This is a genomic window from Amycolatopsis sp. cmx-4-54 (genome assembly GCF_046548895.1).
GTDB lineage: Bacteria > Actinomycetota > Actinomycetes > Mycobacteriales > Pseudonocardiaceae > Amycolatopsis.
Map to the genome: position 1 here is coordinate 181,864 of NZ_JAEBEJ010000015.1, position 21,525 is coordinate 203,388.

Annotated in this window: 25 protein-coding genes and 4 tRNA genes; 18 read left to right on the top strand and 11 right to left on the bottom strand. The window is 67.1% G+C overall.

The features are described from left to right. Positions 1–215 precede the first annotated feature (215 nt). Positions 216–863 carry a helix-turn-helix domain-containing protein gene (locus tag ACLJQ7_RS36960; RefSeq protein ID WP_410652819.1) on the bottom strand — a complete coding sequence of 216 codons (648 nt, stop codon included), beginning with the start codon at positions 861–863 and terminating at the stop codon, positions 216–218. Here ACLJQ7_RS36960 and ACLJQ7_RS36965 point away from each other — a divergent pair. Further along, the gene (locus tag ACLJQ7_RS36965; RefSeq protein WP_410652820.1) at positions 862–1,254 is read left to right on the top strand and encodes a hypothetical protein; all 393 of its coding nucleotides are present in this window, start codon (positions 862–864) and stop codon (positions 1,252–1,254) included. The two genes, ACLJQ7_RS36960 and ACLJQ7_RS36965, sit on opposite strands and share 2 nt — an antisense overlap. Beyond that, positions 1,251–1,613, top strand: coding sequence for a DUF4345 family protein (locus ACLJQ7_RS36970; RefSeq protein WP_410652821.1), 363 nt, complete (start codon positions 1,251–1,253; stop codon positions 1,611–1,613). Before ACLJQ7_RS36965 ends, ACLJQ7_RS36970 begins: the two co-directional genes overlap by 4 nt. A gap of 472 nt (positions 1,614–2,085) precedes the next feature. On the opposite strand, the gene ACLJQ7_RS36975 is transcribed toward ACLJQ7_RS36970, so the two are convergent. From ACLJQ7_RS36975 to ACLJQ7_RS36990, 4 genes are all read right to left on the bottom strand, one after another. Further along, the gene (locus ACLJQ7_RS36975) at positions 2,086–2,247 is read right to left on the bottom strand and encodes a hypothetical protein (protein WP_410652822.1); all 162 of its coding nucleotides are present in this window, start codon (positions 2,245–2,247) and stop codon (positions 2,086–2,088) included. A 466-nt stretch (positions 2,248–2,713) separates the two neighbouring features. Beyond that, a complete protein-coding gene (locus tag ACLJQ7_RS36980; protein ID WP_410652823.1) occupies positions 2,714–3,919 on the bottom strand; it encodes an FAD-dependent monooxygenase in 1,206 nt (401 codons plus the stop codon). Between the two features lie 67 nt (positions 3,920–3,986). After that, entirely contained in the window at positions 3,987–5,510 is a 1,524-nt protein-coding gene (locus ACLJQ7_RS36985) for an MFS transporter (protein WP_410652824.1), read from the bottom strand. A 125-nt stretch (positions 5,511–5,635) separates the two neighbouring features. Further along, complete coding sequence (locus ACLJQ7_RS36990; RefSeq protein WP_410652826.1) at positions 5,636–6,172, bottom strand: MarR family winged helix-turn-helix transcriptional regulator; 537 nt, start codon at positions 6,170–6,172, stop codon at positions 5,636–5,638. A gap of 111 nt (positions 6,173–6,283) precedes the next feature. On the opposite strand from ACLJQ7_RS36990, the gene ACLJQ7_RS36995 reads away from it, so the two are divergent. The 3 genes from ACLJQ7_RS36995 to ACLJQ7_RS37005 all read left to right on the top strand — a co-directional run bounded on the left by ACLJQ7_RS36995 (position 6,284) and on the right by ACLJQ7_RS37005 (position 8,092). Beyond that, positions 6,284–6,718, top strand: coding sequence for a VOC family protein (locus tag ACLJQ7_RS36995; RefSeq protein WP_410652827.1), 435 nt, complete (start codon positions 6,284–6,286; stop codon positions 6,716–6,718). Between the two features lie 331 nt (positions 6,719–7,049). Then, the gene (locus ACLJQ7_RS37000; protein ID WP_410652828.1) at positions 7,050–7,343 is read left to right on the top strand and encodes a hypothetical protein; all 294 of its coding nucleotides are present in this window, start codon (positions 7,050–7,052) and stop codon (positions 7,341–7,343) included. 440 nt (positions 7,344–7,783) lie between these two features. Further along, complete coding sequence (locus tag ACLJQ7_RS37005) at positions 7,784–8,092, top strand: Imm53 family immunity protein (protein ID WP_410652829.1); 309 nt, start codon at positions 7,784–7,786, stop codon at positions 8,090–8,092. Between the two features lie 224 nt (positions 8,093–8,316). Here ACLJQ7_RS37005 and ACLJQ7_RS37010 read toward each other — a convergent pair whose 3' ends face one another. Further along, on the bottom strand, positions 8,317–8,511 hold the full coding sequence (locus ACLJQ7_RS37010; RefSeq protein WP_410652830.1) for a hypothetical protein: 195 nt from the start codon (positions 8,509–8,511) through the stop codon (positions 8,317–8,319). Here ACLJQ7_RS37010 and ACLJQ7_RS37015 point away from each other — a divergent pair. Together ACLJQ7_RS37015 and ACLJQ7_RS37020 are read left to right on the top strand one after the other, a co-directional pair. Then, complete coding sequence (locus tag ACLJQ7_RS37015; RefSeq protein ID WP_410652832.1) at positions 8,511–8,771, top strand: hypothetical protein; 261 nt, start codon at positions 8,511–8,513, stop codon at positions 8,769–8,771. The genes ACLJQ7_RS37010 and ACLJQ7_RS37015 overlap by 1 nt on opposite strands. 8 nt (positions 8,772–8,779) lie before the next feature. Then, entirely contained in the window at positions 8,780–8,923 is a 144-nt protein-coding gene (locus ACLJQ7_RS37020) for a hypothetical protein (protein WP_410652833.1), read from the top strand. A 49-nt stretch (positions 8,924–8,972) separates the two neighbouring features. Here the strand turns inward: ACLJQ7_RS37020 and ACLJQ7_RS37025 are convergent. From ACLJQ7_RS37025 to ACLJQ7_RS37040, 4 genes are all read right to left on the bottom strand, one after another. Continuing rightward, positions 8,973–9,047, bottom strand: a tRNA-Val gene (locus ACLJQ7_RS37025). Between the two features lies 1 nt (position 9,048). After that, a tRNA-Cys gene (locus tag ACLJQ7_RS37030) sits at positions 9,049–9,119 on the bottom strand. Between the two features lie 25 nt (positions 9,120–9,144). Next, a tRNA-Gly gene (locus tag ACLJQ7_RS37035) sits at positions 9,145–9,217 on the bottom strand. A gap of 135 nt (positions 9,218–9,352) precedes the next feature. After that, complete coding sequence (locus tag ACLJQ7_RS37040; protein WP_005159130.1) at positions 9,353–9,778, bottom strand: SsgA family sporulation/cell division regulator; 426 nt, start codon at positions 9,776–9,778, stop codon at positions 9,353–9,355. Positions 9,779–10,178: 400 nt separating this feature from the next. Here ACLJQ7_RS37040 and ACLJQ7_RS37045 point away from each other — a divergent pair. From ACLJQ7_RS37045 to ACLJQ7_RS37065, 5 genes are all read left to right on the top strand, one after another. Continuing rightward, a tRNA-Val gene (locus ACLJQ7_RS37045) sits at positions 10,179–10,250 on the top strand. A gap of 892 nt (positions 10,251–11,142) precedes the next feature. Continuing rightward, positions 11,143–12,669, top strand: a complete 1,527-nt coding sequence (locus ACLJQ7_RS37050; RefSeq protein ID WP_410652834.1) for a sugar transferase — start codon at positions 11,143–11,145, stop codon at positions 12,667–12,669. A 108-nt stretch (positions 12,670–12,777) separates the two neighbouring features. After that, positions 12,778–13,392 (top strand): malonic semialdehyde reductase, encoded by a 615-nt coding sequence (locus tag ACLJQ7_RS37055; protein ID WP_410652835.1) that lies wholly within the window; start codon positions 12,778–12,780, stop codon positions 13,390–13,392. A 138-nt stretch (positions 13,393–13,530) separates the two neighbouring features. Next, positions 13,531–15,609: a threonine--tRNA ligase gene (gene thrS / locus ACLJQ7_RS37060; RefSeq protein WP_410652836.1), complete on the top strand. Its 2,079-nt coding sequence runs from the start codon at positions 13,531–13,533 to the stop codon at positions 15,607–15,609. Continuing rightward, on the top strand, positions 15,606–16,142 hold the full coding sequence (locus ACLJQ7_RS37065; protein ID WP_219151431.1) for an HIT family protein: 537 nt from the start codon (positions 15,606–15,608) through the stop codon (positions 16,140–16,142). Before thrS ends, ACLJQ7_RS37065 begins: the two co-directional genes overlap by 4 nt. A gap of 386 nt (positions 16,143–16,528) precedes the next feature. Here the strand turns inward: ACLJQ7_RS37065 and ACLJQ7_RS37070 are convergent, their stop codons facing one another. Next, complete coding sequence (locus ACLJQ7_RS37070) at positions 16,529–17,071, bottom strand: YceI family protein (protein ID WP_034307837.1); 543 nt, start codon at positions 17,069–17,071, stop codon at positions 16,529–16,531. A gap of 116 nt (positions 17,072–17,187) precedes the next feature. Between ACLJQ7_RS37070 and ACLJQ7_RS37075 the strand changes: the two genes are divergently transcribed. The 6 genes from ACLJQ7_RS37075 to ACLJQ7_RS37100 all read left to right on the top strand — a co-directional run bounded on the left by ACLJQ7_RS37075 (position 17,188) and on the right by ACLJQ7_RS37100 (position 21,521). After that, positions 17,188–17,730, top strand: a complete 543-nt coding sequence (locus ACLJQ7_RS37075) for a MarR family winged helix-turn-helix transcriptional regulator (RefSeq protein ID WP_410652837.1) — start codon at positions 17,188–17,190, stop codon at positions 17,728–17,730. Positions 17,731–17,832: 102 nt separating this feature from the next. Then, complete coding sequence (gene pgsA / locus ACLJQ7_RS37080; RefSeq protein ID WP_410652838.1) at positions 17,833–18,474, top strand: phosphatidylinositol phosphate synthase; 642 nt, start codon at positions 17,833–17,835, stop codon at positions 18,472–18,474. Beyond that, the gene (locus ACLJQ7_RS37085; protein ID WP_410652839.1) at positions 18,471–19,388 is read left to right on the top strand and encodes a phosphatidylinositol mannoside acyltransferase; all 918 of its coding nucleotides are present in this window, start codon (positions 18,471–18,473) and stop codon (positions 19,386–19,388) included. The genes pgsA and ACLJQ7_RS37085 overlap by 4 nt, the downstream gene beginning before the upstream one ends. 22 nt (positions 19,389–19,410) lie before the next feature. Beyond that, positions 19,411–20,556, top strand: a complete 1,146-nt coding sequence (locus tag ACLJQ7_RS37090; protein ID WP_410652840.1) for a glycosyltransferase family 4 protein — start codon at positions 19,411–19,413, stop codon at positions 20,554–20,556. Then, entirely contained in the window at positions 20,553–21,035 is a 483-nt protein-coding gene (locus ACLJQ7_RS37095) for an NUDIX hydrolase (protein ID WP_410652841.1), read from the top strand. The genes ACLJQ7_RS37090 and ACLJQ7_RS37095 overlap by 4 nt, the downstream gene beginning before the upstream one ends. A gap of 12 nt (positions 21,036–21,047) precedes the next feature. Further along, positions 21,048–21,521, top strand: a complete 474-nt coding sequence (locus tag ACLJQ7_RS37100; RefSeq protein ID WP_410652842.1) for an XdhC family protein — start codon at positions 21,048–21,050, stop codon at positions 21,519–21,521. Positions 21,522–21,525 lie beyond the last annotated feature (4 nt).

Genomic DNA, 21,525 nt, shown 5'->3' on the forward strand with positions numbered 1-21,525 from the left:
GGCGATCAAGGCCTCGACGTCGGCGACGATGGCCTCGGCCTCTTCGGCCGGGAGCCAGAGCTCGCGAACCCGGGCCGCTCGCGAGCAACGCTGTGTACCCCGCCCGAGACGGGAATTCGGACGGGAGTCGTCGACGGAGCACACGGCGATTCGAGTCCTGCCGGTTCGGCAACGTGCAGGCAGGACCCACGACTAGCTGGTTCGTTCGATGTGGTCTATGCCGTTGGAGCGCCGCCCGGCCTCGGGTCGAGGACGATTCGGGTGTTTGTCGCGAGGACCGTGCTCGCAGTCAGTCCGAACATGTCGTGGAAGGCGTCGCTGAAGTGGCTGGGGGAGGCGAATCCGGCTTCCGCCGACGCCCTGGTGAGGTCCGCGCCTTCCACCGCGGCAGCCGCGACGCGCAGCATCCGCGCCCACAGCCGGTAGCGGCGGAAGCTCGTGCCGGTCTGCGCCGAGAACAGGTGCAGGAACCGCGACGTCGACAGGCTGATCTCGGCGGCGACTTGCGGCGCGCTCAGGCACGGGTGCGCGCGGAGCAGGCCCAGCGCGGTTCGGATCCGCTCGTCGGCGAGGTCCGGCTCCAGGTAGAGGTACAGCATCCGGCCATGGGAGACGACTTGGTGCCGCGTCCTGGCCGGGATCATCGCGCTGCGGACTTTCTGCTCGTTGTCACCGATGCGCAGCAGGAACGGGGCGTCGACGCCGACCGCGAAGCAGTGCACGGAGCCGAAGTGGGGGTGGAGGTCGAGCGATGGGCCGAGGTAGGCGGCGTGGCCGGGCCAGATCCAGATCGTGGCCCGGTCCTGCGGGCAGCACGTTTCTGGAAGCGCGGCGTAGTCCATGCACCCGATGATTCCACGCATGCAGAGCAGACGAAAAAGACTGGGGCAGGCGTTGCTCGTGGCGGTGGGGCTGATCAACGTCGTGCCTGGGGCGGGAGCGGTGTCGCCGGGGGCGATGCGATCGGCCTACGGCGTCGAGATCGGGAGTGCGGACCTGGAGGTGTTGCTGCGGCACCGGGCGGTTCTGCTCGCCCTGGCAGGAGCGTTCGTGATCGTGTCGGCGTTCCGCCCGGCACTGCGCCGTGCCGCGATCACCGGCGGCGCCGTCAGCATGGGTTCGTTCCTGCTCTTGGCGCTGACCACGACGCCGGTGAACGAGCAGGTGCTCCGGGTTGCGCAGGTTGACGCCGCGGCGCTGCTGCTCCTGGCCGTGGGAGCGGTGCTGGTGCGGACGTCCGGGGAGGGCGCATGACGACGGCCATTATCGTCCTCACCGCGGTGTTCTTCCTCGGCATGGGCCTCTACGCGCTCGCCATGCCAGCAGCAATCGGCAAGCCGTTCCGCATCGTCGTCGAGGCGCCGGAGAGCCGTTCGGAGATCCGGGCCGTCTACGGTGGTTTCGGGCTGGCGATGGCCGCCGTGCTCATCACAGCGCTGTTCCTCGACGGCCTGCGTACCGGCGTGGTCGTCACGGTCGCGGCCGCCCTTGCCGGGATGGCCCTGGGCCGGGTCATATCCCGGCTCGTCGACGCCCCCACGCGGTTCTACCCGGTCTGGTTCTACTTCGGAGTGGAGGCGGTCGCGGCCGCGTTGCTTTTCGCCGTGGCGTGAGGTGCAACCGCTCGGTCGCAGGAGCTATATGCGTGCCGCCCTCGTGGTCGAGTGCGTTCAGCGTTCGAGTTCGCCGGAATCATCCTGCCGGGCGCCCTATAAGAGGTATTTGGCGCTGAGCCTGCACCGGCGCCGGATGCCGGACGAGGGCTACGCAGAGACGCCCGGAGACGATCAGGCACCGTGGCGAGTTCGCTCGGGTAGCACCGAGTCGAGGTGCGCGGCCAGCTCCGCGGGAGACGGGACATCGACGACGCCATCGACCACGGAACCTTCAAGCCCGAGCAGGGGCCCGCGACATGCGAGTGAAAACGGCAATGCGCTCCTGAAACGGTGCGTCGCTGACCTTTACTTGTAGTAGAAAGTCTGGGAGCAATCGAACTCGACGACCGACGGGCCTCGGTAGTACACAGCTGCCTTCAAGGTCTCCTCCTCGCCGGGGGTGATGCGCCGGAAGTGCGCTAGCACATCATCAGCCCGCACCACATCGATGGAGCTGGGATTGCCCTGCCCTCGCCCATAACGAGTACCGGCCCTTGGCCCCGATACTCCAGCTCAACGGCGCGATCTCCTCCGGTTTCACCATCGACTGTCCGCCCTTCGCGTAGTCGGGCAACGGCTTGTTTTCGACCATGTTTCCCACCTTCAGCCACGCACGACCCAGGAGGTCGTGAGCACCGTCAGGAGCTGTCTGGGCCGCGAAAGCACCAGCAGGCTGAAACCACCCAAGCGTGGGTACGCCTTGCCGGGTCTCCACATCCAACGTGGTCAGCCATAGCGACCTCGGCCACGACATGCCAACTAACGCTGGGAGATGCCAACTAGCGCCTGTCATCACATTGCTGTGACTGTGAGCGGTACCTGTCACATGTAAACGATGGTGAGCTGGAGGGGGACCGCGCGTAGTGAAGGGTTTCTGTCACTAGTTGTGAGCGTTAGTTGTCAGTAGTGCGTACATGGGTTGCTTTTGTGGGTGACGGGGCGTCGAAGGGCTCCTGGGCCGAGGGGAGTCACATCGGTCACGTGGCGCAGTGATGCTGTGCCACCGGTACTTTGGTGGGGGCGTGGCGCCGTCCTGTATGGGGTGGGTCGTGCGCTGTTCAGGGCGGGGTCGGCTGGGTCTGGGGGTAGGTGGGGAGGTCGATGGCGTCTGAGGGTGGGTTGGTGAATCGGGTGGCGAGGCGGCTGATTTTGGGGTTGGTGGCGAGGCTTGCGATGGTGTTGAGGAGCCGGATGCCGGTGCGGGTTTTCGGGGAGGCCAGCCGGGGTGCGATCCAATTGACTTTCTGTGCTTGTGCGACGTAGGGCCGCATGATGGTTTCGTAGGCGCGGAAGGCGTCGCTGTGGTCGGTGTGTCGGCTGAGTTCGCCGGCGAGGACGTAGGCGCCGACGAGAGCGAGGCTGGTGCCCATGCCGCTGAGCGGGGAGGCGCAGTAGGCGGCGTCGCCGACGGCTGCGGTGCGGCCGCGTGACCAGTGCTTGAGGTGCATCTGGCCGATGGATTCGAAGTAGAAGTCCGGGGAGTCGGCCATGGTGTCGAGCACGCGTGGGGTTTCCCAACCGGCGTCGGCGTAGTGGCGGCGCAAGAAGTCCTGCTGTGCAAGGGCTTGCAGCCGTTCGAGCCCGGGCTGCGGGTACAGGAAGGACAGTGACGCGCGGGTGGTGCCTTGGTTGTCGGGGCGCAGGAGGACGACGCGGCGGCCGGGGGCGTTGTACCAGCGGGCCCAGCGGCCGTCGGACGCGTCGCGCGGGATGGTGAAGTAGGCGGTGTAGAGGCCGAACGAGCGGGTGCGGGCGATGTCGGCGAAGACGAGGTCGCGGGTGCGGGATCGGAGGCCGTCGGCGAGGACGACGAGGTCGAATCGCCGGTCCGCACCGTTTCGGAAGGTGACGTCCACGCCGTCGCCGGTGTCGGTCAGCCCGGTGATCTCGTCACCGAAGACGTAGTCGACATCGTCTCGGGTGTGCTGGTGAAGCAGGCCGGCGAGTTCACCGCGCAGGAGTTCCAGTTCGATGACGAACCCATCGCCATCAAGGGAATCGGTGCCGAACGACGCGCGGATCCGGTTGCGGTCGTCGACGAAATGCATTCCCTCCTCGTGGGTGACGCGGTCGCGGGCGGCCTGTTCGAGGCCCATCCGTTCGATGACGGTGCGGCCGGCGCCGCGCAGGTCGACGGTCTGCCCGCCAGGGCGTAGTTCCGGTGCGCGTTCGATCACGGTCGCGGTCATGCCGTGCTGGTGGAGCCAGTAGGCGAGTGCGGGCCCAGCGATGCTGGCGCCGGAGATCAGGACGGTGCGGGACATGGGTGTCCTCCTCGCGGAGTGGTGGCGGGCCTGATCATGGGCACCGGGTGGTGACCGGTGCCCATGATCAGCGGGAGCCGTCGGCGGTCCGGGACGCTGGCGCGGCGCTCGCCAGCGTGGTGTCCGCGTCCACGATGTCCGCCGGTGTCGTGGTGTCGGTATCGGCGGCGAGATCCGCGTCTTCGGGGCGGGCGCGACGGGGGAACAGCGGTGAGATGAGCAGGAACAGTCCGATGACGATCGCCTGGACCACGAGGGCGTCACGGAAGCTCTCGGTCACCGCGCCGCTGAGGGCGCCGGCGAAGAACACGGTGCTGAACACCGCGACACCGACCGAGCCGCCGATCGACTGGACCGCGGACAGGACGCCGGAGGCGGAGCCGACCTCATCGTCATCGACGGCGCCGAGCACGGTGTTGAACACCGCGGCGATCACGATGCCCGCGCCGATGCCGGCGACAGCGCTGCCGGGCACGATCTGCCAGATCGTGAAGTCCGTGGTGTCGGCCAGGGCGAGCCACAGCCAGGCGACACCGGCGAACTGGACGATGGCCCCGGCTTGCAGCACCCTGCGGCCGAGTTTGGCGGCGAGCAGGCCTCCGCTGATGCCGCCGCCGACGGCGGTTCCCAGTGCGACCGGGAGGTTGCCCAGCCCGGCCTGTCCTGCGGTGAACCCCTGGCCGATCTGCAGGAAGAACGTCAGCACCAGCTGGGTGCCGATCAGGCCGCCGAAGAACAAGGCGACCGCGACCAGCCCGACGGTGAACGCGGGTTTGCCGAACAGGGCCGGGGTGACCAGCGGATCGCGGTCCAGGCGCACGACCCGGCGCTGCCACAGCGCGAATCCGACGTAGCCGAGCGCGGCGGCGGACAGCGAAAGCCACGTCCACAACGGCCATCCCGCGGCCTGTCCCTCGTTGAGCGGAAGGACCAGCAGCGCGGACGCGGCAGCGACAATCACGGCTCCGACGACGTCCACACGCAGCGTCCTGGTCCCGCCGCCGCGGGGCACCAGCCGCCAGGCGAACACCAATGCCACTAGACCGACCGGGACGTTGACCAGGAACACCAGCCGCCAGCCGAGACCGAACAGGTCCCAGTCGACCAGCGCGCCACCCAGTACCGGGCCCAGGACACCGCCGAGCCCCAGCACCGGCCCGAAGATCGCGAGGGCCTTGGTGAGGTCGCGGGGAGCCAGGTTGTCGCGCAGGACGCCGAGGCCCTGCGGCAGCATTATCGCCCCCGCCACGCCCTGGACCAGCCGGAAGGTGATCAGCAGGCCGACGCTCGGCGCGATCGCGCACAGCAGCGACGCGATGGTGAAGGTCACGAGGCCGAACAGGAACATCGGGCGGCGGCCGTAGCGATCGCCGAGCCGCCCGCCGAGCACGAGGCCCGCGCCGAGGGTCAGGGCGTAGCCGCCGATCACCCACTGCAAACCGACCGGACTCGAATCCAGTGACTTTTCCAGCGACGGGCCCGCCACGTTGACGATCGTCGAGTCGAGCAGATCCATCAGCTCGACGACGAGCACCGTGGCCAGCAGCCACCACACCGCCCTCGGCGATATCTTCTTCTCTGATACAGCCATGATTTTCTCCGGATTCTGGTGGTAGCGCCCGTTTTCAGGGCGCATTCGTACGCCGGAGGACATCCGCGCGGAACGAACGCGCCCCCGCTGGGTAGGTGTGGCGGCTTGCCGGCCGCAGCGAGATGTCAGCCCTGGGGGAAGGAATCCGCCGTGTCCGTGTAGATCTGCACGACTCCGGCCAGGAAGGCCTCCACGACATCCCTGTCGCGGGGAGCCAGCGCTTCGACGAGGCCCTCCACGCCGCGCAGCAGCGGATGCAGATGACCGAAGAGCCGGTCCATCGACTCCGCGACCGGCTCGACCATCACCTTGCGGCGATCGGTCGGGTGCGGGCGGCGGACGATGTGCCCGGCCTTCTCGAGCCGGTCGACGATGTGCGTGCTCGCCGCGGTCGAGACCCGCAGCCTGTCTGCGAGGTCCTTGGCGGTCAGCGGTCCGTCGGTCGTGAGGTGCTCCATCGCCGCCAGGTCGGTGGCGTTGATCCCCAGTGCGCCGCTCAGCCGCTGCTCGACCACCCGCGTCAGCACTCCTACCTCTTGCAGACGCTCCATCACCGCGTTGCCCACGCCAGGGGACTCGACCGGTCGCCGGCCAGACAAGTGGTCCGGCCCGGTGGCGGGCGGCATGTCGGCGCGACGAGACGCGCGAGCAGAGGAAGTCATGACAGATAGACTACTAGATAAGTCACTAACTAGCTTAGTGAAATTGTGTGACGGTTGCCACCAGGTCAAGGTCTTCCCCGCAGTGGAGTCGCCTCGTAGCGTCTGGTCCTCATGACGACAAGCAACACGGCCGGGCTCACCCCGGCTGGCCCCCAGATCTGGCCCACCCTGCGATGCCGTGACCTTCGCACTTTGATCGGCTTCTACGAAGCGGCATTCGGTTTCCGGGCCGGGGTCGCCTATCCCGACCACACCGGGCAACTCGTTCACGCCGAACTCGCCGGTCCTCGCGGTGGTGGCATCATGCTGGGCTTGGACGGTAACGACTACGTCGATCCACGACAGCGGATGCCCGTGGCGCCGATTCGGTGCTACGTCGTCGAACCGGACCCCGACGCGCTCTTCTCCCGTGCCATCGCCGCCGGAGCCGACGTGGTCCGCGAGCCCTACGACACCCCGCATGGCACCCGCGACTGCGAACTCCAAGACCCAGAAGGAAACCGCTGGCTGTTCGGCACCTCACCCGGTGAACTACCCGCCCCTTGACCTCCTTGGCGCCGTGGGCATTCACCTGCAAGACCACAAGAACCCGGTCACAGCCGAAGTGTGAGCGTTTGCGGTCACCCACTGCGTGCTGGGGCGTGGGGTTGCGCTTGGATATCGCGGTGGCTGTCGAGCTTGGGCGGGTGTTCTGGTCGCATGTGTGTCGCTGGCCGGATCTCGCCCTGGCCGAGACGGGGTTCGCTCATAGTCGGAGCCACCTGAGTTTGGGGAGCGGCTGGTCTCGAAGCTGGAGTGCGTCTGCGTCATTCAGGGGGACCAAGTCGTCGTCCCAGTGCGAGATCTGGCGTCGTTGCCGTTGGTAGGCAGAGAGCCGATGCGGCGGTTTTCCTGGAGCCGGGCGCAGCGGCATCGTCCTGGCCTGGAGTTCCTGGTAAGCACCGGCCGCTTGCACGGCTTCGAGTCGCTGGCCGAGTCACGGTTGTTACTGATGCTGGACTTCGCCGGTGAGCTGAACGACGTCTTGTCGCAGCCGATGAAACTGCAGTTCCAGACCTCTGACGGCCCTCGGGAGCATATCCCGGATTTCTATGCTGACACGCGGTCAGGACGATGGCTGATCGACGTTCGCCGGCCTGCCGCTTGTGTGCGGCCAGCAGACTGGAAGTGACCACGTCGGTTGGCCGGTCGATTTCATCCGGTACTGGGTGGTCCAGATCTTCTACTTCCGGGTCTGGATTCAGCCGTGGTTGCCGCAGGTCCCGTCTGCAACCTCACCGTCGATGCCAATCACGCCTACTATGTGGCCGGAAAGGATGTTCCGGTCCTTGTGTATAACGCGCGCCCGCCGCGGCAAAACCTCACCCCGATGCAGAAGGGTCACACGCCACGATCATGTACGGTGGCAATGGTGAGGTTAAGAAGTACGCCGAGCGGGGTCCTCCTCGGATCCGCGCAACCCGCACCCGTACGTGCTGCAGAAGCGGTTTGACCGCTACGGGCCAGCGCACACGAACCCAGACAAACAGTGATCGGTACGCCGCATATCAACTTGCCAGACGGGACGGCTCGAAATGTCCAGCCATGGGAAATGCCAGTAGGTGGATGTCCATGAGTAACGAGATTGAAAGCTCTTTTGAATTTCTTCAATCCTGGTATGCGGACCAATGTAATGGGGACTGGGAACACGAGTTCGGGATCAAGATCTCCACTCTTGATAATCCCGGTTGGCATGTCGTCGTTGATATCCTCGAGACCGACCTGGAAGGGCGAAAAGTCGAACGCTCCGAGTCTGAACCTGGTGCGGAAGGATGGATCTGGTCGCGGTCGGATGGGGAGAAGTACACCTCTGCCTGTGATCCCACTTCTCTGGCGAAGGCATTGTTCTGGTTTCGTAAATTTGTTGAACGAGACGGCTGATCTGATTCCCTCGTAGTGCGGAGTCCTCTGCGTTGTGAGGAGGCCAGGTTGACGTCAAGGAAAGGCCGGCTGCTTGGCCGGAACGAGGTCTTCTCTGCAGCAGCTGATCGAGATCGGCGGCTGGTCATGTGCTAGCGCTGCGGCCAAATGTTGTAAACCGTGTGCGTGGGCATCTTCGGTCTCCGTTCATGAGATGAGCGATCGGTCTCTGTTTGAATAGTGGATCAATTAATACATCGGCCAGTGTCGAGTTTGGTGGCGGAGAGGAACCAGAACGGGATCTTGAACAGGATGTAGAGCAGCCCGAGGACGGCGAAGAGCATCATCAGCCCGCCGCCGATGGAGGAGAACAGGCGCGTACTGCCGTTGAGGAAGGTGTTGACCGCGACGAGCAGGGTGAGCGACTGCGCGACCCTCAATGCCGAGCGTGGCGGCGAGCGCCCGCCAGCCCCAGCGGGCGAACTTCCGCAACCGCTATTGGCGCCCGGTCTGGGACGGCAGTGACGCTGAACACACGCGATCGGCGGAAGTGGTGCAGCCGATCCTCCCGACGTTCACCTTCCACGAGGGGCGGCACAGCCACAGCACCTGGCTGGCCGAGGACGGCATCCCCGAGTTCGCCCGTCGGGCGCGGCTGGGACAGAAGATGAGGGCATCGCGAGGGTCTACGACCACGTGACTCCGCTGATGCGCCGCCAGATCCTGCAAGCGCTCGAGACCCGGTGGATCGGGTCCCTCGTCGCGCTCACCCCGAGTGAGCGGACGAAGCTGGGGGAGCGGTACCCGCATCTGCATGCCACGTTCGGTGACATGCGGCTCCAGAACGACTGAAGCCCCGCCCCTCCGAGGAGGAGCAGGGCTTCAGACCTGCGAAAACAGATGGTGCGCGATACTGGGATTGAACCAGTGACCTCTTCCGTGTCAGGGAAGCGCTCTCCCGCTGAGCTAATCGCGCGAGGTGGAGACGGGATTCGAACCCGTGTACACGGCTTTGCAGGCCGTTGCCTCGCCTCTCGGCCACTCCACCGTGTCAGGCCCGAGAAGGCCTTCCGAGCGGATGACGGGATTCGAACCCGCGACCCTCACCTTGGCAAGGTGATGCGCTACCAGCTGCGCTACATCCGCACATCCTCGGTTCGGCTGAAGCTCAAAACCTCGCGGTTTTGTTCCTCACCCCGTCGCCGTGGTGTGTGTGAACACTATCCGATCCCGAAAACGGCCATGCAACCGGGGTGCCACTTGCTGTTCGCAAGGCCGTCATCAGGCCAGATCGTTGGGGATCAGGTGGGTCAGGGCGTCGTCGACGTCGACCCAGAGGTGCTCGTTGCCCGGGAGGACGACGTCGTAGGTCCGGTCGAGGAAGTCGGCCAGCTCCTGAGCGGACGCCTCGAACATGGCGTGCCCGGACGGCGAGTTCAGTTCGATGAGGACGGACTCGGGATCCTCGACGGAGGGGCGGATGCGTACGTCGCCGTCGCCTGCGTCGGCCAGGAGGCCGTCCGCGAGGAGGTCGCGCGCGTAGACCCACTCGACCCAGCCGGCGCGGCCGGTGCGGAAGGCGGCCACGACCGCGTACGGGTCGCGTGTGTCGTATCGCAGTTCCACCTTGACCGGAACCGCGGGGGTCCGCGGCGCCAGGAGGTCGAACACCGCCGTCGAGCGGAGCGTCACGTGATCGTTGCGCATCGTCCTACCCTTCGTCTCCTTCCCGGCCCGGTCGAACCGAGTGGCGATGATGTGACGTGTCGGCCGGCCGATCGGAACGCGGTTTTGCCGCAGATCACCCGGACGGGGTCATCGGACCCCGGGTCCATCCTTCGTCACCCCATCATCACCCGCGCGACGCGCAGCCCTCCATGCGCCCTGCAGGCAGTCCACATGTACATACTGCGCGGTTTAGTCGTCACGCGATAGCACCGTCGCACGAATGTCGAAACGCGTCGCGGGCGCCCCCCGGCCCGGATGGCCCCGGCTAGCTCGTGGTTGTTCGCTCCGTATTTGCTGGTGAGCGGAGTGTGGTCGGACGGAACCACCCGTTTGCAGGCCCCCTAAAGTCGTGGGGTAGAGTTTGCCGGACACCGCGAGCGGGCGATTAGCTCAGCGGGAGAGCGCTTCGTTCACACCGAAGAGGTCACTGGTTCGATCCCAGTATCGCCCACCGGATGAAGGCCCTGGACCGATGGTCCGGGGCCTTGATTCATTCTCGGGCAGTGGCGGCGGTGAGCTGTCCGGCGGCATTCGATCCCCAGGTCGGACGCGGGTTATGTGGGGGCGGTACTTCTGCCGTCCCGGGCGGACACGGTGGCGCGGCCGAATTCGCCGACGTGGCCGTGGGTCGCGGGGACGCCACCGTTCGAAGATCCCCGCAGGCCATCGTTCCGGCCGGTGTGGACACTCGTCGGTCATCTCGCGTCACGCCACGAAAATGTCGCATGCTCCGACGATCGAGACGTCTTTGTGATTCTCGACACGAAACGTCCGTCGAAAGGTCCAGACCACAAGGAAGGTGATGTGGGCCATGGGCGGAGCGCTCACCCTTCGGCTCCGTCGGCGGCGCTCGCCGTGATGCTGACGTGATGTGACGAAACGCCACTCCGGTGACCGATTGACAAGGTAGGTCGGCTCACGGTGGGGCCGTCCACCGGGCGGCCGTCCACGGCGCGCGTGGGATCCACAGTGGACCGACCGGAGATCGACACGCGCGAACCGTCCACTGTGGAGTTTTCGCGGTTGTTGGGCCGATCGGGGACGCGGTGCTCCAAGTGGCCGGAAAGCAGGGGAATTCGTGACTACTTTGAGTAGTTGTTCGGCGGATACGGTCTATTACGCATCGTCATCATGTTGTTATCAACACGGCATTCATTTGCCGAATGCCCGCCAAGGGTGTGGCTGGAAATCCTTGTAACGATGGCCGGAGAGTGGCCGATACCTTGGCGTGTGTCGCCCCATCGGCCGCTGAGAGAGTTCGAGAAACGATCACTCTTCGAGATCACTCTCATTTACTCAGCGTGTTGATCCGGCGTTCGGGAATCCCCACTCCGGGAGGTCTGATGGAAGAGTCGGTGCGGCCGTCGTCCACCGTCAACGGGACGCCGCAGCACATCGACCTCCAGTCGATTCCGCTTCCCCCGCAACGGGGTACGGGCAACGCCGCCGCGGTCGACACGACTCCGGCGCGGCCGCCTTACGCGGCTTGGGAATCGCGCTACCGCGCCTGGGTCATCGGTAGTGACGTTTTCACCGCTTTCGCGCTCATCGTGATGAGCGCCTTCTTGATCGATCGATCCGATCCGCACGACATGCACGCGCTCGGTACCGCCGTGGCCTTCCTGTTCGGGTTGTCGGTCTGCCGCGCCTGGAGTCCGCGTGTGCTGGGCGAGGGCGCGGAGGAATATCGGACGCTGGGGCGCGGCTTGGTGACGACCGCCGTTCTGGTGGCGTTGGGCGGCCTGCTCTTCGGCGCGCTCGCCGTGCAGCCGTGGGTCTTCATCGTGGTGCCGATGATCTCCGTCTTCATGTTCCTGCAGCGATACGCGCTGAGACAGGTGCTCCATCGGCGCAGGCGGCTCGGTGAATGCCTGCTGCCGGTGCTCGCGGCCGGAAGCCCCGACACGGTCGCCGACCTCATCGCGCGCACCAAGGCCGATCCTCATGTCGGCTGGCGTGTGGAAGCCGTCTGCACGTATTCCGGCGTCGGTGTGGAACGGGGGAGCGGCGAGGTGGAAGGCGTCCCGATCGTCGGAAAGCTCGACGATCTCGCGGGCCACGTCCGCCGCGGCGGCTACCGGGTGGTCGCCGTCACCGCCGATCAGCACTGGAACCCGAAACGCCTTCAGCGGCTCGCCTGGGATCTCGAAGGCACGTCGGCCGAGATGGTGGTCGCGCCGATGCTGATGGAGGTGGCCGGTCCCCGGTTGAACGTCTCCGGCGTGCTCGGCATGCCCCTGTTGCGGGTCACCGCGCCGATGTTCACCGGCGGCCGCCGTCTGGTGAAGGAGGCGCTCGACCGGTTCGGTTCCGCTCTGCTCCTCACTCTCGTTTCCCCGGTGCTGCTGGCGATCGCGGTCGCGATCAGGCTCGACGACCGCGGCCCGGTGATCTACCGGCAGCGTCGCGTCGGACGCGACGGCCACACCTTCACGATGCTGAAGTTCCGCACGATGGTCACGGACGCCGACAAGCTGAAGCAGGAGCTCCAGTCGGACAACGAAGGCGCGGGCCCGTTGTTCAAGATGCGGAAGGACCCGAGGGTCACCCGGGTCGGCGGTCTCCTTCGCCGCTATTCCCTCGACGAACTGCCACAGCTGTTCAACGTCGTGAGCGGGCGCATGTCGCTCGTCGGCCCTCGCCCGCCGTTGCCCGAGGAGACCGCGAAGTACGCCCCGGACGCGCGCCGCCGTCTCCTGGTCAAGCCGGGGCTGACCGGGCTGTGGCAGGTCAGCGGCCGCAGTGACCTCAGCTGGGCCGAGAGCATCCGGCTCGACCTGCGCTACGTCGAGGACTGGTCGCTCGCTCTCGACCTCGTGATTCTCTGGAAGACCTTCCGTGCGGTGGTGCAGGGGCGGGGCGCCTACTGACGCTTTCCTGTGATCGGGCCCACACGCAGAGATAGTTGAGCGAGAAATAGTTCAGCGCTCAACTAGGTTGGGACCGGTACAGGACGCGTACGGAAGGAAGAGCCACCCATGACCACCAGCGTTGAGCCGACCGAAGCCTTGAACCTCCCGCAGGACGTTCAGGACCTGTTGTTCCGCGAGGCCCGCACCGCGAACAACTTCAGCGACGAGCCGGTGACCGACGAGCAGATCCGCGCCATCTACGAACTGGTCAAGTGGGCCCCGACGTCGATGAACAACCAGCCGCTGCGCGCGCTGGTGATCCGCACCGAAGAGGGCAAGAAGCGCCTCGCGCCGCTGATGTCCGAGGGCAACCGCGCCAAGACCGAGGCCGCGCCCGTGACCGTCGTGCTGGCCGCCGACACCGAGTTCCACGAGAACCTGCCGCGGACGTTCCCGCACTTCCCGGGCGCCAAGGACCTGTTCGCCGACGAGGCGGGCCGGGTCGAGACCGCCAAGCTCAACGCGCTGCTGCAGGTCGGCTACTTCATCATCGGTGTCCGGGCCGCCGGGCTGGCCGCCGGCCCGATGACCGGCTTCGACGCCGAGGGCATCGACAAGGAGTTCTTCGCGGGCAAGCCGTGGAAGTCCCTCGTCGTGATCAACGTCGGCAAGCCGGGCGACAACCCCTGGTTCGACCGCCTGCCGCGGCTGGACTTCGACGAGGTCGTCGAGACCGCCTGACCTCGTCCCTCGATACGCGAAGGCCTTCTTCCGATGGGAAGGAGGCCTTCGCGGTGCTTGGGGTAATGCGCGTGAGCCGCGCGGTGGGTGACGACTAACATCACACGAAACATCCGCCTTCATCGCGAGGAGTCCATCGTGTCCCAGCCGTCGTCAGTAGCAGCCGTAACCGCCTCGCGCGTGGTGGTACCGGCGGGCACTACGGCGGGCACCGCGGTCCGCGAGGCCGGGCTGCCGACCAAGGGACCGGACACGATCGTCGTCGTGCGCGACGCCGAGGGCAACCTCCGTGATCTCTCGTGGGCCCCGGAAACCGAGGTCGAGGTCGAAGCCGTCGCGGCGAACACCGAAGACGGCCGCAGCGTCATCCGTCACTCGGCCGCCCACGTGCTCGCCCAGGCCGTGCAGCAGCAGTTCCCGCAGGCCAAGCTCGGCATCGGACCGCCGGTCAAGGACGGTTTCTACTACGACTTCGCCGTCGACACCCCGTTCACCCCGGAAGACCTGCAGGCGCTCGAAAAGCGGATGAAGCAGATCGTGAAGGGCGCGCAGCAGTTCTCCCGCCGCGTCTTCGACTCGGTCGACGAGGCCAAGAAGGAACTGGCCGACGAGCCGTTCAAACTCGAACTGGTCGACATCAAGTCCGATGTGGACGCAGTGGACACCTCCGAGGTGATGGAGGTCGACAGTGATCCTTCTGCCGAGCTGACCATCTACGACAACCTCGACCCGCGCACCAAGGAGCGCGTGTGGAGCGACCTCTGCCGCGGCCCGCACGTGCCGACCACCAAATTCATCCCGGCGTTCAAGCTCACCCGGGTCGCCGCCGCGTACTGGCGCGGTGACGACAAGAACCCGCAGCTGCAGCGGATCTACGGCACCGCGTGGGAGTCCGCCGAGGCGCAGGACGTCTACCTGGAGCGCCTGGCCGAGGCCGAACGGCGTGACCACCGCAAGCTCGGGGTCGAGCTGGACCTGTTCTCCTTCCCCGACGAGATCGGCTCGGGGCTGCCGGTGTTCCATCCGAAGGGCGGGATCATCCGGCAGGAGATGGAGAACTACTCGCGCCAGCGGCACGTCGAAGCCGGGTACGACTTCGTCTACTCGCCGCACATCACCAAGGGCGCGCTGTTCGAGACCTCCGGTCACCTCGACTGGTACCGCGACGGCATGTACCCGGCGATGCACCTCGACGCCGAGCACAACGAGGACGGTTCGGTCCGCAAACCCGGCCAGGACTACTACCTCAAGCCGATGAACTGCCCGTTCCACGACCTGATCTTCCGTTCGCGTGGGCGTTCCTACCGCGAACTGCCGCTGCGGATGTTCGAGTTCGGTTCCGTGTACCGCTACGAGAAGTCCGGCGTGATCCACGGCCTGACCCGTGTGCGCGGCATGACGCAGGACGACGCGCACATCTTCTGCACCCTGGAGCAGGTCCCCGGTGAGCTGAAGTCCCTTTTGGACTTCGTGCTGAACCTGTTGCGCGACTACGGTCTCGATGATTTCTACCTCGAACTGTCCACTCGGAACGAGGAGAAGTACATCGGCTCCGAAGAGGTCTGGGCCGAGGCGACCGAGGTGTTGCGCACCGCCGCGGTGGACTCCGGGCTGGAGCTGGTGCCCGATCCGGGTGGCGCCGCGTTCTACGGGCCGAAGATCTCCGTGCAGGCGAAGGACGCGCTGGGCCGCACCTGGCAGATGTCGACCATCCAGCTGGACTTCATGCTGCCCGAGAAGTTCGAACTGGAGTACACCGCGGGCGACGGCAGCCGTCAGCGTCCGGTGATGATCCACCGCGCGCTGTTCGGTTCGATCGAGCGGTTCTTCGGCGTGCTGACCGAGCACTACGCGGGCGCGTTCCCGGCGTGGCTTTCGCCCGTCCAGGTGGTCGGCATCCCGATCACCGAAGACCAGGTCGAGCACCTGCGCGGGGTCGAGAAGGCACTGCGGGCCAAGGGGATCCGGGTCAACGTCGACGCGAGCGACGACCGGATGCAGAAGAAGATCCGCACCCACACCACGCAGAAGGTGCCCTTCATGCTCCTGGCGGGCGCGAAGGACGTCGAAGCGGGCGCCGTGTCGTTCCGGTTCCGCGACGGCGGCCAGATCAACGGTGTCCCGGCGGCCGACGCGGTCGAGGCGATCGCCGGCTGGGTCCAGCGCCGCGAGAACGCTTCGCCGACCGTGGCGGGCTTGGAGGCGGTACTCCGGTGACGGGCCCCGATGGCCCTGAAGTCGTCGGACAGGACGGTGTGGGGGTCCCGGACGCGTTGCAGCGCCTGTGGACCCCGCATCGGCTCGCTTACGTGCAGGGTTCCAAGAAACCCGACGAGGGCTGCCCGTTCTGCCATCTCCCCGAGAAGAACGACGAGGACGCGCTGATCATCGCGCGCGGGAAGACCGTGTACGTGGTGCTGAACCTGTATCCGTACAACCCCGGTCACCTGATGGCCGTGCCGTACCGCCATGTCGCGGACTACACGGATCTGACGGCGGAAGAGACCGTCGAGGTGGCGGAGTTCACCCAGCACGCGATGCGGGTGATCCGGGAGGTTTCGTCGGCGCACGGGTTCAACATCGGGATGAACCAGGGCGTGATCGCCGGCGCCGGGATCGCCGCGCATCTGCACCAGCACGTGGTGCCGAGGTGGGGCGGCGACGCGAATTTCATGCCGGTGATCGGGCATACGAAGGTGCTGCCGCAGTTGCTGGGGGAGACGCGGCAACTGCTTGCGGATGCCTGGTAGCACCGGCCTTTCCTGAGGGCGTGAAGTCCTCCTTGCCTACCTTGAGGGTCAGGGGTCCGGCAAAGTCCACAAGGGACGCATTCTGGGGGTCGTGAGTGGTAAAGGTCGTTAGAACGACCCAAAACACTCACGACCCCCGCAAATCGCCCGAATCCAGGTCTCGGCTGAGCCGCTCCTGCGAACCTCGCCACGACACGCCTCCGCACCACCATCGCAGTGGCGCATGTCAGCAGCTATGCGACTTCGCCGACCCCCTGACGCAATGAAGGGGCCCTTCACGTACTTGCCCACGCTATGAAAGGTCCTTTCCTTGCAAATTTCGCAAGGAAAGGACCTTTCATAGCGTGCGCCGGGAGGGTCCCCGGCACCAAAAAGCCGGAACTCGCTCAGGCGTTGAGCGCGGCCTGCAGCTCGATGTCGATCTTGACCTTCTCGGACAGGAAGGCGTTGCCCTCCGGGCCGATGCCGAAGTCGCGGCGGTTCACGGTCGCGGTGGCCGAGACGCCGAGGGTGGTGGCGTTGTCGTTGGCCGGGTTGGTGCCGATGCCGTTGAACTCGGCCTCGAGCGAGACCGGGACGGTCTTGCCGCGCCAGGTGAGCTCGCCGTCGATGACGTAGTCGCCGCCGTCCTCGCGGATGCCGGTCGAGCGGAACGTGATGACCGGGTGCTCGTCGACGTGGAAGAAATCCTCGGACTTGAGGTGCGTGTCGCGTCCGTCGACGCCGCTGGCGACCGACGAGGCGTCGATCTCGACGGTGACCGACGAGTCGAGGATGTTGTCGGCGGTGACGACCTCACCGGTGAAGGCGGTGAAGTTGCCCCGGGACTTGGCCAGGCCGAGGTGCTTCACGGTGTAGGCGATGTCGGAGTGGGCGGTGTCGATCGTCCACTTGCCTGCGACGTAGCCCGGGATCTCGGTGGTGGTCATGAGAGTCGATCTCCAAAGTCTGTTTGCGTCTGTGGTGAACCCTCAGCTGGTTGAGCGCTCAACCGTGACTGTAGCGCAATTTGGTTGAGCGTTCAACCAGGGGTAGAATGGGTGGCATGTCCGAACCCCGATGGCTCTCCGACGAGGAGCAAAAAGTCTGGCGCGACTTCTCCGCGGCCACGCGAATGCTGCATGCGCACCTGGAGGGCCAGCTTCAACACGAGGCGGGCATGCCCCACACGTACTACGAAGTGCTCGTCGCCCTCTCCGAGGCGCCGGGCCGGCGGCTGCGGATGAGCGAACTGGCCGACGCGCGCAAGGCGTCGCGCAGCAGGCTCTCGCACGCGGTCGCGCGGCTCGAGGCGAACGGCTGGGTGCGCCGTGAGTCGTGTCCCACCGACAAACGCGGTTCCTGGGCGGTGCTCACCCCCGAGGGTTTCGCGGCACTGGAGGAGGCCGCGCCCGGGCACGTCGAGGCCGTCCGCGAGAGCCTCTTCGACCCGCTGACCCCCGAACAGGTGAAGGCGCTCGGCGAGATCAGCGCCGCCGTCCTGGGGCGGCTGTCGCCGAAATGCGCCGCCGCCGAGGCGGAACTGGCGCTGCGGGAAGAGACCCTCGCGGACCTCGAGGACCCGGCCGAACTGGCCAAAGCGGACTGACCGGAACCCGGTCCGGGGGCGGGCGCGTCACTGCTGTCGGTGCGGGTGGATAGGCTTCGGGCGGCCACCCGACCCTGCTGCTTAGGTGCACCTGAAGAACCGATGCTCAACATTTTCGCGCGCGCCTCCGTTTCCCGCGTCACCGACCCGATGGGGAAGGTGCTCGTGCGCGCCGGGCTGACCCCGAACGCGATGACCGTCATCGGCACGGCTGGAGCGGTGCTGTGCGCGCTCGGGTTCTTTCCGAACGACATGCTGCTGTGGGGCACCTTCACCGTCTGGGGCTTCGCGATGCTGGACCTGCTCGACGGCGCGATGGCCCGCGCCCGCGGGTACGGCACGGCGTTCGGGGCTGTCCTCGACGCGACCTGCGACAGACTGGTCGACGGCGCGTTGTTCGCCGCGATCGCGTGGTGGTGCTTCGTCCACGACGACAACCGTCCGGCCGCGGCCGCCGCGCTGATCTGCCTGGTGCTCGCCCAGGTCATCTCCTATGTCAAGGCCCGCGCCGAGGCGTCCGGGCTGGAGGCCGACGGCGGCCTCGTCGAACGCGCGGAACGCCTGATCATCGCCCTCGTGGGAACCGGACTGCACGGTCTTGGCGTTCCGTACACCGTGGACATCTCGCTCTGGCTCCTCGCGGTGCTTTCGGTCATCACCCTGCTGCAGCGGACGGCCGCGGTGGCCAAGGCGGCGAGGTCCGCCAAGGCGGCCGGGCCACCCGCCGCGGAGGGCGGGGCATGAGCGGGTTCTCCCAGCGGCTCGGCGACTTCGGCTACGCGGCGGGCTGGCGGCTCGCGCGCTGGCTGCCGGAGTCCGCCGGCGCGGTGACCTTCGGGCTCGGCGCCGACCTCGCCGTCCGGCGGGACGGCGGCGGGGTGCGCCAGTTGCGGCGCAATCTCGCCAGGGTGGTTCCGCAGGCCGACGGCGTCGAACTCGACGAGCTGACCCGCCGCGCGATGCGGTCCTACGCGCGCTATTGGCACGAGATGTTCCGGCTGCCCTCGATGGACCACAAGGAGGTCAGCCGCAAGGTCGCCCAGTCGATCACCGGCGTGGAGAACCTCGACGCCGCCCTCGCCGAGGGCAACGGAGCGGTGATGGCGCTGCCCCACAGCGGGAACTGGGACGCGGCGGGCGTCTGGCTCGCGGATTATCTCGGCGGGTTCACCACGGTCGCGGAGCGGCTGAAACCGGAATCGCTGTACCAGCGGTTCGTGTCCTACCGGGAATCACTCGGCTTCGAGATCGTCCCGCTGACCGGCGACAGCTCCGCCATGCGCGTACTGCTCAAGCGGCTGCGGGAGAACAAGGCGATCTGCCTGGTGGGGGACAGGGATCTGACGAATTCCGGCGTACCGGTGAAGTTCTTCGGCGAGCAGACCCGGATGCCGGGCGGGCCTGCCCGGCTGGCCGCCACCACCGGCGCCGCGCTGATCCCGGCGGGGTGCTGGTTCACCGAGGACGGCTGGCAGATCAGGCTGCACCCCCGGATCCGGGTGACGAACCGCTCCGAGGTGCCGGCGGCCACCCAGGCGCTGGCGGACATCTTCGCCGGTGACATCGCCGCGCATCCGGCCGACTGGCACATGATGCAGAAGTTCTGGCTCTCCGACCTCGAAGCCGGGGAACAGGCCGCCCTCGGCGAAGCGAGTTGAGCCGATGGCTCAGGCGCGGGTCATGAAGATCGGGATCGTCTGCCCGTACTCGTTCGACGTGCCGGGCGGCGTGCAGGGCCACGTCATCGATCTGGCGAAGGCGTTGCTGGCACGCGGGCATCAGGTCTCCGTTCTCGCGCCGGCGGACGAGGACTCCGACGTCCCGGATTTCGTCGTCCCCGCCGGAAAGGCGCTCGGCATCCCGTACAACGGCTCCGTCGCGCGGTTGCAGTTCGGCCCGGTGTCCTATGCCCGGGTGCGGCGGTGGATCCGCGACGGGGACTTCGACGTCCTGCACCTGCACGAGCCGGCCGCGCCGAGTCTTTCCCTCTTGGCGCTGAAGGTCGCGGACGGGCCGATCGTGGCGACCTTCCACACCGCGACGACGCGTTCGCGCACACTGGCGGCGTTTCAACCGGTGCTGCGGCCGCTGCTGGAGAAGATCACCGCGCGGATCGCGGTTTCGGCGCTGGCCCGCCGGGTCCAGGTCGAACACGCCGGCGGCGACGCGGTCGAGGTGCCCAACGGCGTCGACGTCGACTTCTTCTCCCGCGCGCTCCCGCTGGACGGCTATCCGCGCGCGGGCGGCACGGTCGGGTTCGTCGGGCGGTACACCGAGTCCCGCAAGGGAATGGGAGTGCTGCTGGAGGCGTTGCGGATGCTGTTGCCGGAGTTCGAGGAGCTGCGGCTGCTGGTCGTCGGCCGTGGCGACGCCGATCAGCTCCGCCGCGAGGCCGGGCCGGAGCTGGCACCGCATATCGACCTGCTCGGCCAGGTCGACGACGAGACGAAGGCGCGGGCGCTGCGCAGCGTCGACGTCTACTGCGCGCCGAACACGGGCGGCGAGAGTTTCGGGATGATCCTCACCGAGGCGATGGCGGCGGGCACACCGGTGCTGGCGAGCGGGCTGGACTCGTTCCGGCGGGTGCTCGACGACGGCAAGGCCGGGATGCTGACCGAAACCGGCGACGCCGCGGCACTGGCCGACGGCCTCCGCGAACTGCTCGGTGACCCGGCCCAACGGGTGTCGCTGGCGGCGGCCGCGGGGGAGCGCGTCGCGATGTTCGACTGGTCCGTGGTCACCACGCAGGTGCTGCGGGTCTACGAGACCGCGATCGCCGCCGATCCCCGGCGTGTCGGCGCGGGCGAGCGTGAGTTCAGCCGATGACGACCTGGATGTGGATCGGCGGTCTCGTGGCCGCGATCGTGGTGCTGGGCGGGCTTTTCCTGCTCGCGACGGCGAACAGGCTGGACAGGCTGCACGTCCGCACGGACGCGGGCTGGGCGGCGCTCGACGCGGCCCTCGCACGGCGCGCCGTCGTCGCCAGGGCGGCCGCGGCGATCCTGGACGACGAGGAACTGCGCACGCTGGCCGAGCGTGCTGAGCGGGCGCCGAGGCCGGATCGCGAAGGCGAGGAAAGCGAACTGACGTTGCGGCTGGCGCGCGTCGACCGGACGGCCCTGCCGGCGCCGCTGGCCGAAGAACTGACCGACGCCGAGCATCGCGTCGTCATCGCGCGGCGCGTGCACAACGACGCCGTCCGGGACACGCTGCATCTGCGGCGGCGGCGGAAGGTCCGGTACTTCGGCCTCGCGGGGACCGCCCGGCTTCCGGAATACTTCGAGATCGCCGAACCCGAACTGTAGGAGGAAGAACCGATGAGCGAGCGGCTGCTGGTGGCGGTGTTCGCGACGCCCGTGGCGTCGTTTCTCCTGCGGTACGGCAAGGATCTCGGCTACAAGGCGGTGCTGTTCGAGCCGGACGGCGCACGGGTGACCGACGTCGAGGACGGCTTGGCGGCCCTCACGACGGTGCCGGACCTCGGGCCCGACACCGACGTCGTCGTCACCGATCACGATCGGCCCGAACTCGGTGACGTCCTCAAGGCAGTGCTGGGTCACCCGACCAGGTGGGTCGGGGTACTCGGCAATCCGCGCCACGCCGGCCCGCACGTCGCCGCGCTCAAGGCCTTGGACGTTCCCGACACCGAGATCGCCCGGGTCCATCGACCGGTCGGGCTGAACATCGGCTCACGCACGCCGCCCGAGATCGCCGTCGCCACCCTGGCCGGTCTGCTGGCCGACCGGAACGGCCGCCCGGGCGGCTTCGAGTTCCCGCCACCCCGCGTTTAGTCCT

Excerpts from the sequence above, each read along its gene's own strand:
- ACLJQ7_RS37075 (WP_410652837.1), top strand. The coding sequence starts at position 17,188 with ATGTCCGAACCCCGATGGCTCTCCGACGAGGAGCAAAAAGTCTGGCGC.
- ACLJQ7_RS36985 (WP_410652824.1), bottom strand. The coding sequence starts at position 5,510 with ATGGCTGTATCAGAGAAGAAGATATCGCCGAGGGCGGTGTGGTGGCTG.
- ACLJQ7_RS37020 (WP_410652833.1), top strand. The coding sequence starts at position 8,780 with ATGCGCCGCCAGATCCTGCAAGCGCTCGAGACCCGGTGGATCGGGTCC.
- ACLJQ7_RS36990 (WP_410652826.1), bottom strand. The coding sequence starts at position 6,172 with ATGACTTCCTCTGCTCGCGCGTCTCGTCGCGCCGACATGCCGCCCGCC.
- ACLJQ7_RS37055 (WP_410652835.1), top strand. The coding sequence starts at position 12,778 with ATGACCACCAGCGTTGAGCCGACCGAAGCCTTGAACCTCCCGCAGGAC.
- ACLJQ7_RS36960 (WP_410652819.1), bottom strand. The coding sequence starts at position 863 with ATGCGTGGAATCATCGGGTGCATGGACTACGCCGCGCTTCCAGAAACG.
- ACLJQ7_RS37050 (WP_410652834.1), top strand. The coding sequence starts at position 11,143 with ATGGAAGAGTCGGTGCGGCCGTCGTCCACCGTCAACGGGACGCCGCAG.
- ACLJQ7_RS37085 (WP_410652839.1), top strand. The coding sequence starts at position 18,471 with ATGAGCGGGTTCTCCCAGCGGCTCGGCGACTTCGGCTACGCGGCGGGC.
- ACLJQ7_RS37015 (WP_410652832.1), top strand. The coding sequence starts at position 8,511 with ATGCCGAGCGTGGCGGCGAGCGCCCGCCAGCCCCAGCGGGCGAACTTC.
- ACLJQ7_RS37070 (WP_034307837.1), bottom strand. The coding sequence starts at position 17,071 with ATGACCACCACCGAGATCCCGGGCTACGTCGCAGGCAAGTGGACGATC.
- ACLJQ7_RS36970 (WP_410652821.1), top strand. The coding sequence starts at position 1,251 with ATGACGACGGCCATTATCGTCCTCACCGCGGTGTTCTTCCTCGGCATG.
- ACLJQ7_RS36995 (WP_410652827.1), top strand. The coding sequence starts at position 6,284 with ATGACGACAAGCAACACGGCCGGGCTCACCCCGGCTGGCCCCCAGATC.
- ACLJQ7_RS37040 (WP_005159130.1), bottom strand. The coding sequence starts at position 9,778 with ATGCGCAACGATCACGTGACGCTCCGCTCGACGGCGGTGTTCGACCTC.
- ACLJQ7_RS37000 (WP_410652828.1), top strand. The coding sequence starts at position 7,050 with ATGCGGCGGTTTTCCTGGAGCCGGGCGCAGCGGCATCGTCCTGGCCTG.
- ACLJQ7_RS37095 (WP_410652841.1), top strand. The coding sequence starts at position 20,553 with ATGACGACCTGGATGTGGATCGGCGGTCTCGTGGCCGCGATCGTGGTG.
- ACLJQ7_RS36975 (WP_410652822.1), bottom strand. The coding sequence starts at position 2,247 with ATGGTCGAAAACAAGCCGTTGCCCGACTACGCGAAGGGCGGACAGTCG.
- ACLJQ7_RS36965 (WP_410652820.1), top strand. The coding sequence starts at position 862 with ATGCAGAGCAGACGAAAAAGACTGGGGCAGGCGTTGCTCGTGGCGGTG.
- ACLJQ7_RS36980 (WP_410652823.1), bottom strand. The coding sequence starts at position 3,919 with ATGTCCCGCACCGTCCTGATCTCCGGCGCCAGCATCGCTGGGCCCGCA.
- ACLJQ7_RS37005 (WP_410652829.1), top strand. The coding sequence starts at position 7,784 with ATGAGTAACGAGATTGAAAGCTCTTTTGAATTTCTTCAATCCTGGTAT.
- ACLJQ7_RS37100 (WP_410652842.1), top strand. The coding sequence starts at position 21,048 with ATGAGCGAGCGGCTGCTGGTGGCGGTGTTCGCGACGCCCGTGGCGTCG.
- ACLJQ7_RS37090 (WP_410652840.1), top strand. The coding sequence starts at position 19,411 with ATGAAGATCGGGATCGTCTGCCCGTACTCGTTCGACGTGCCGGGCGGC.
- pgsA (WP_410652838.1), top strand. The coding sequence starts at position 17,833 with ATGCTCAACATTTTCGCGCGCGCCTCCGTTTCCCGCGTCACCGACCCG.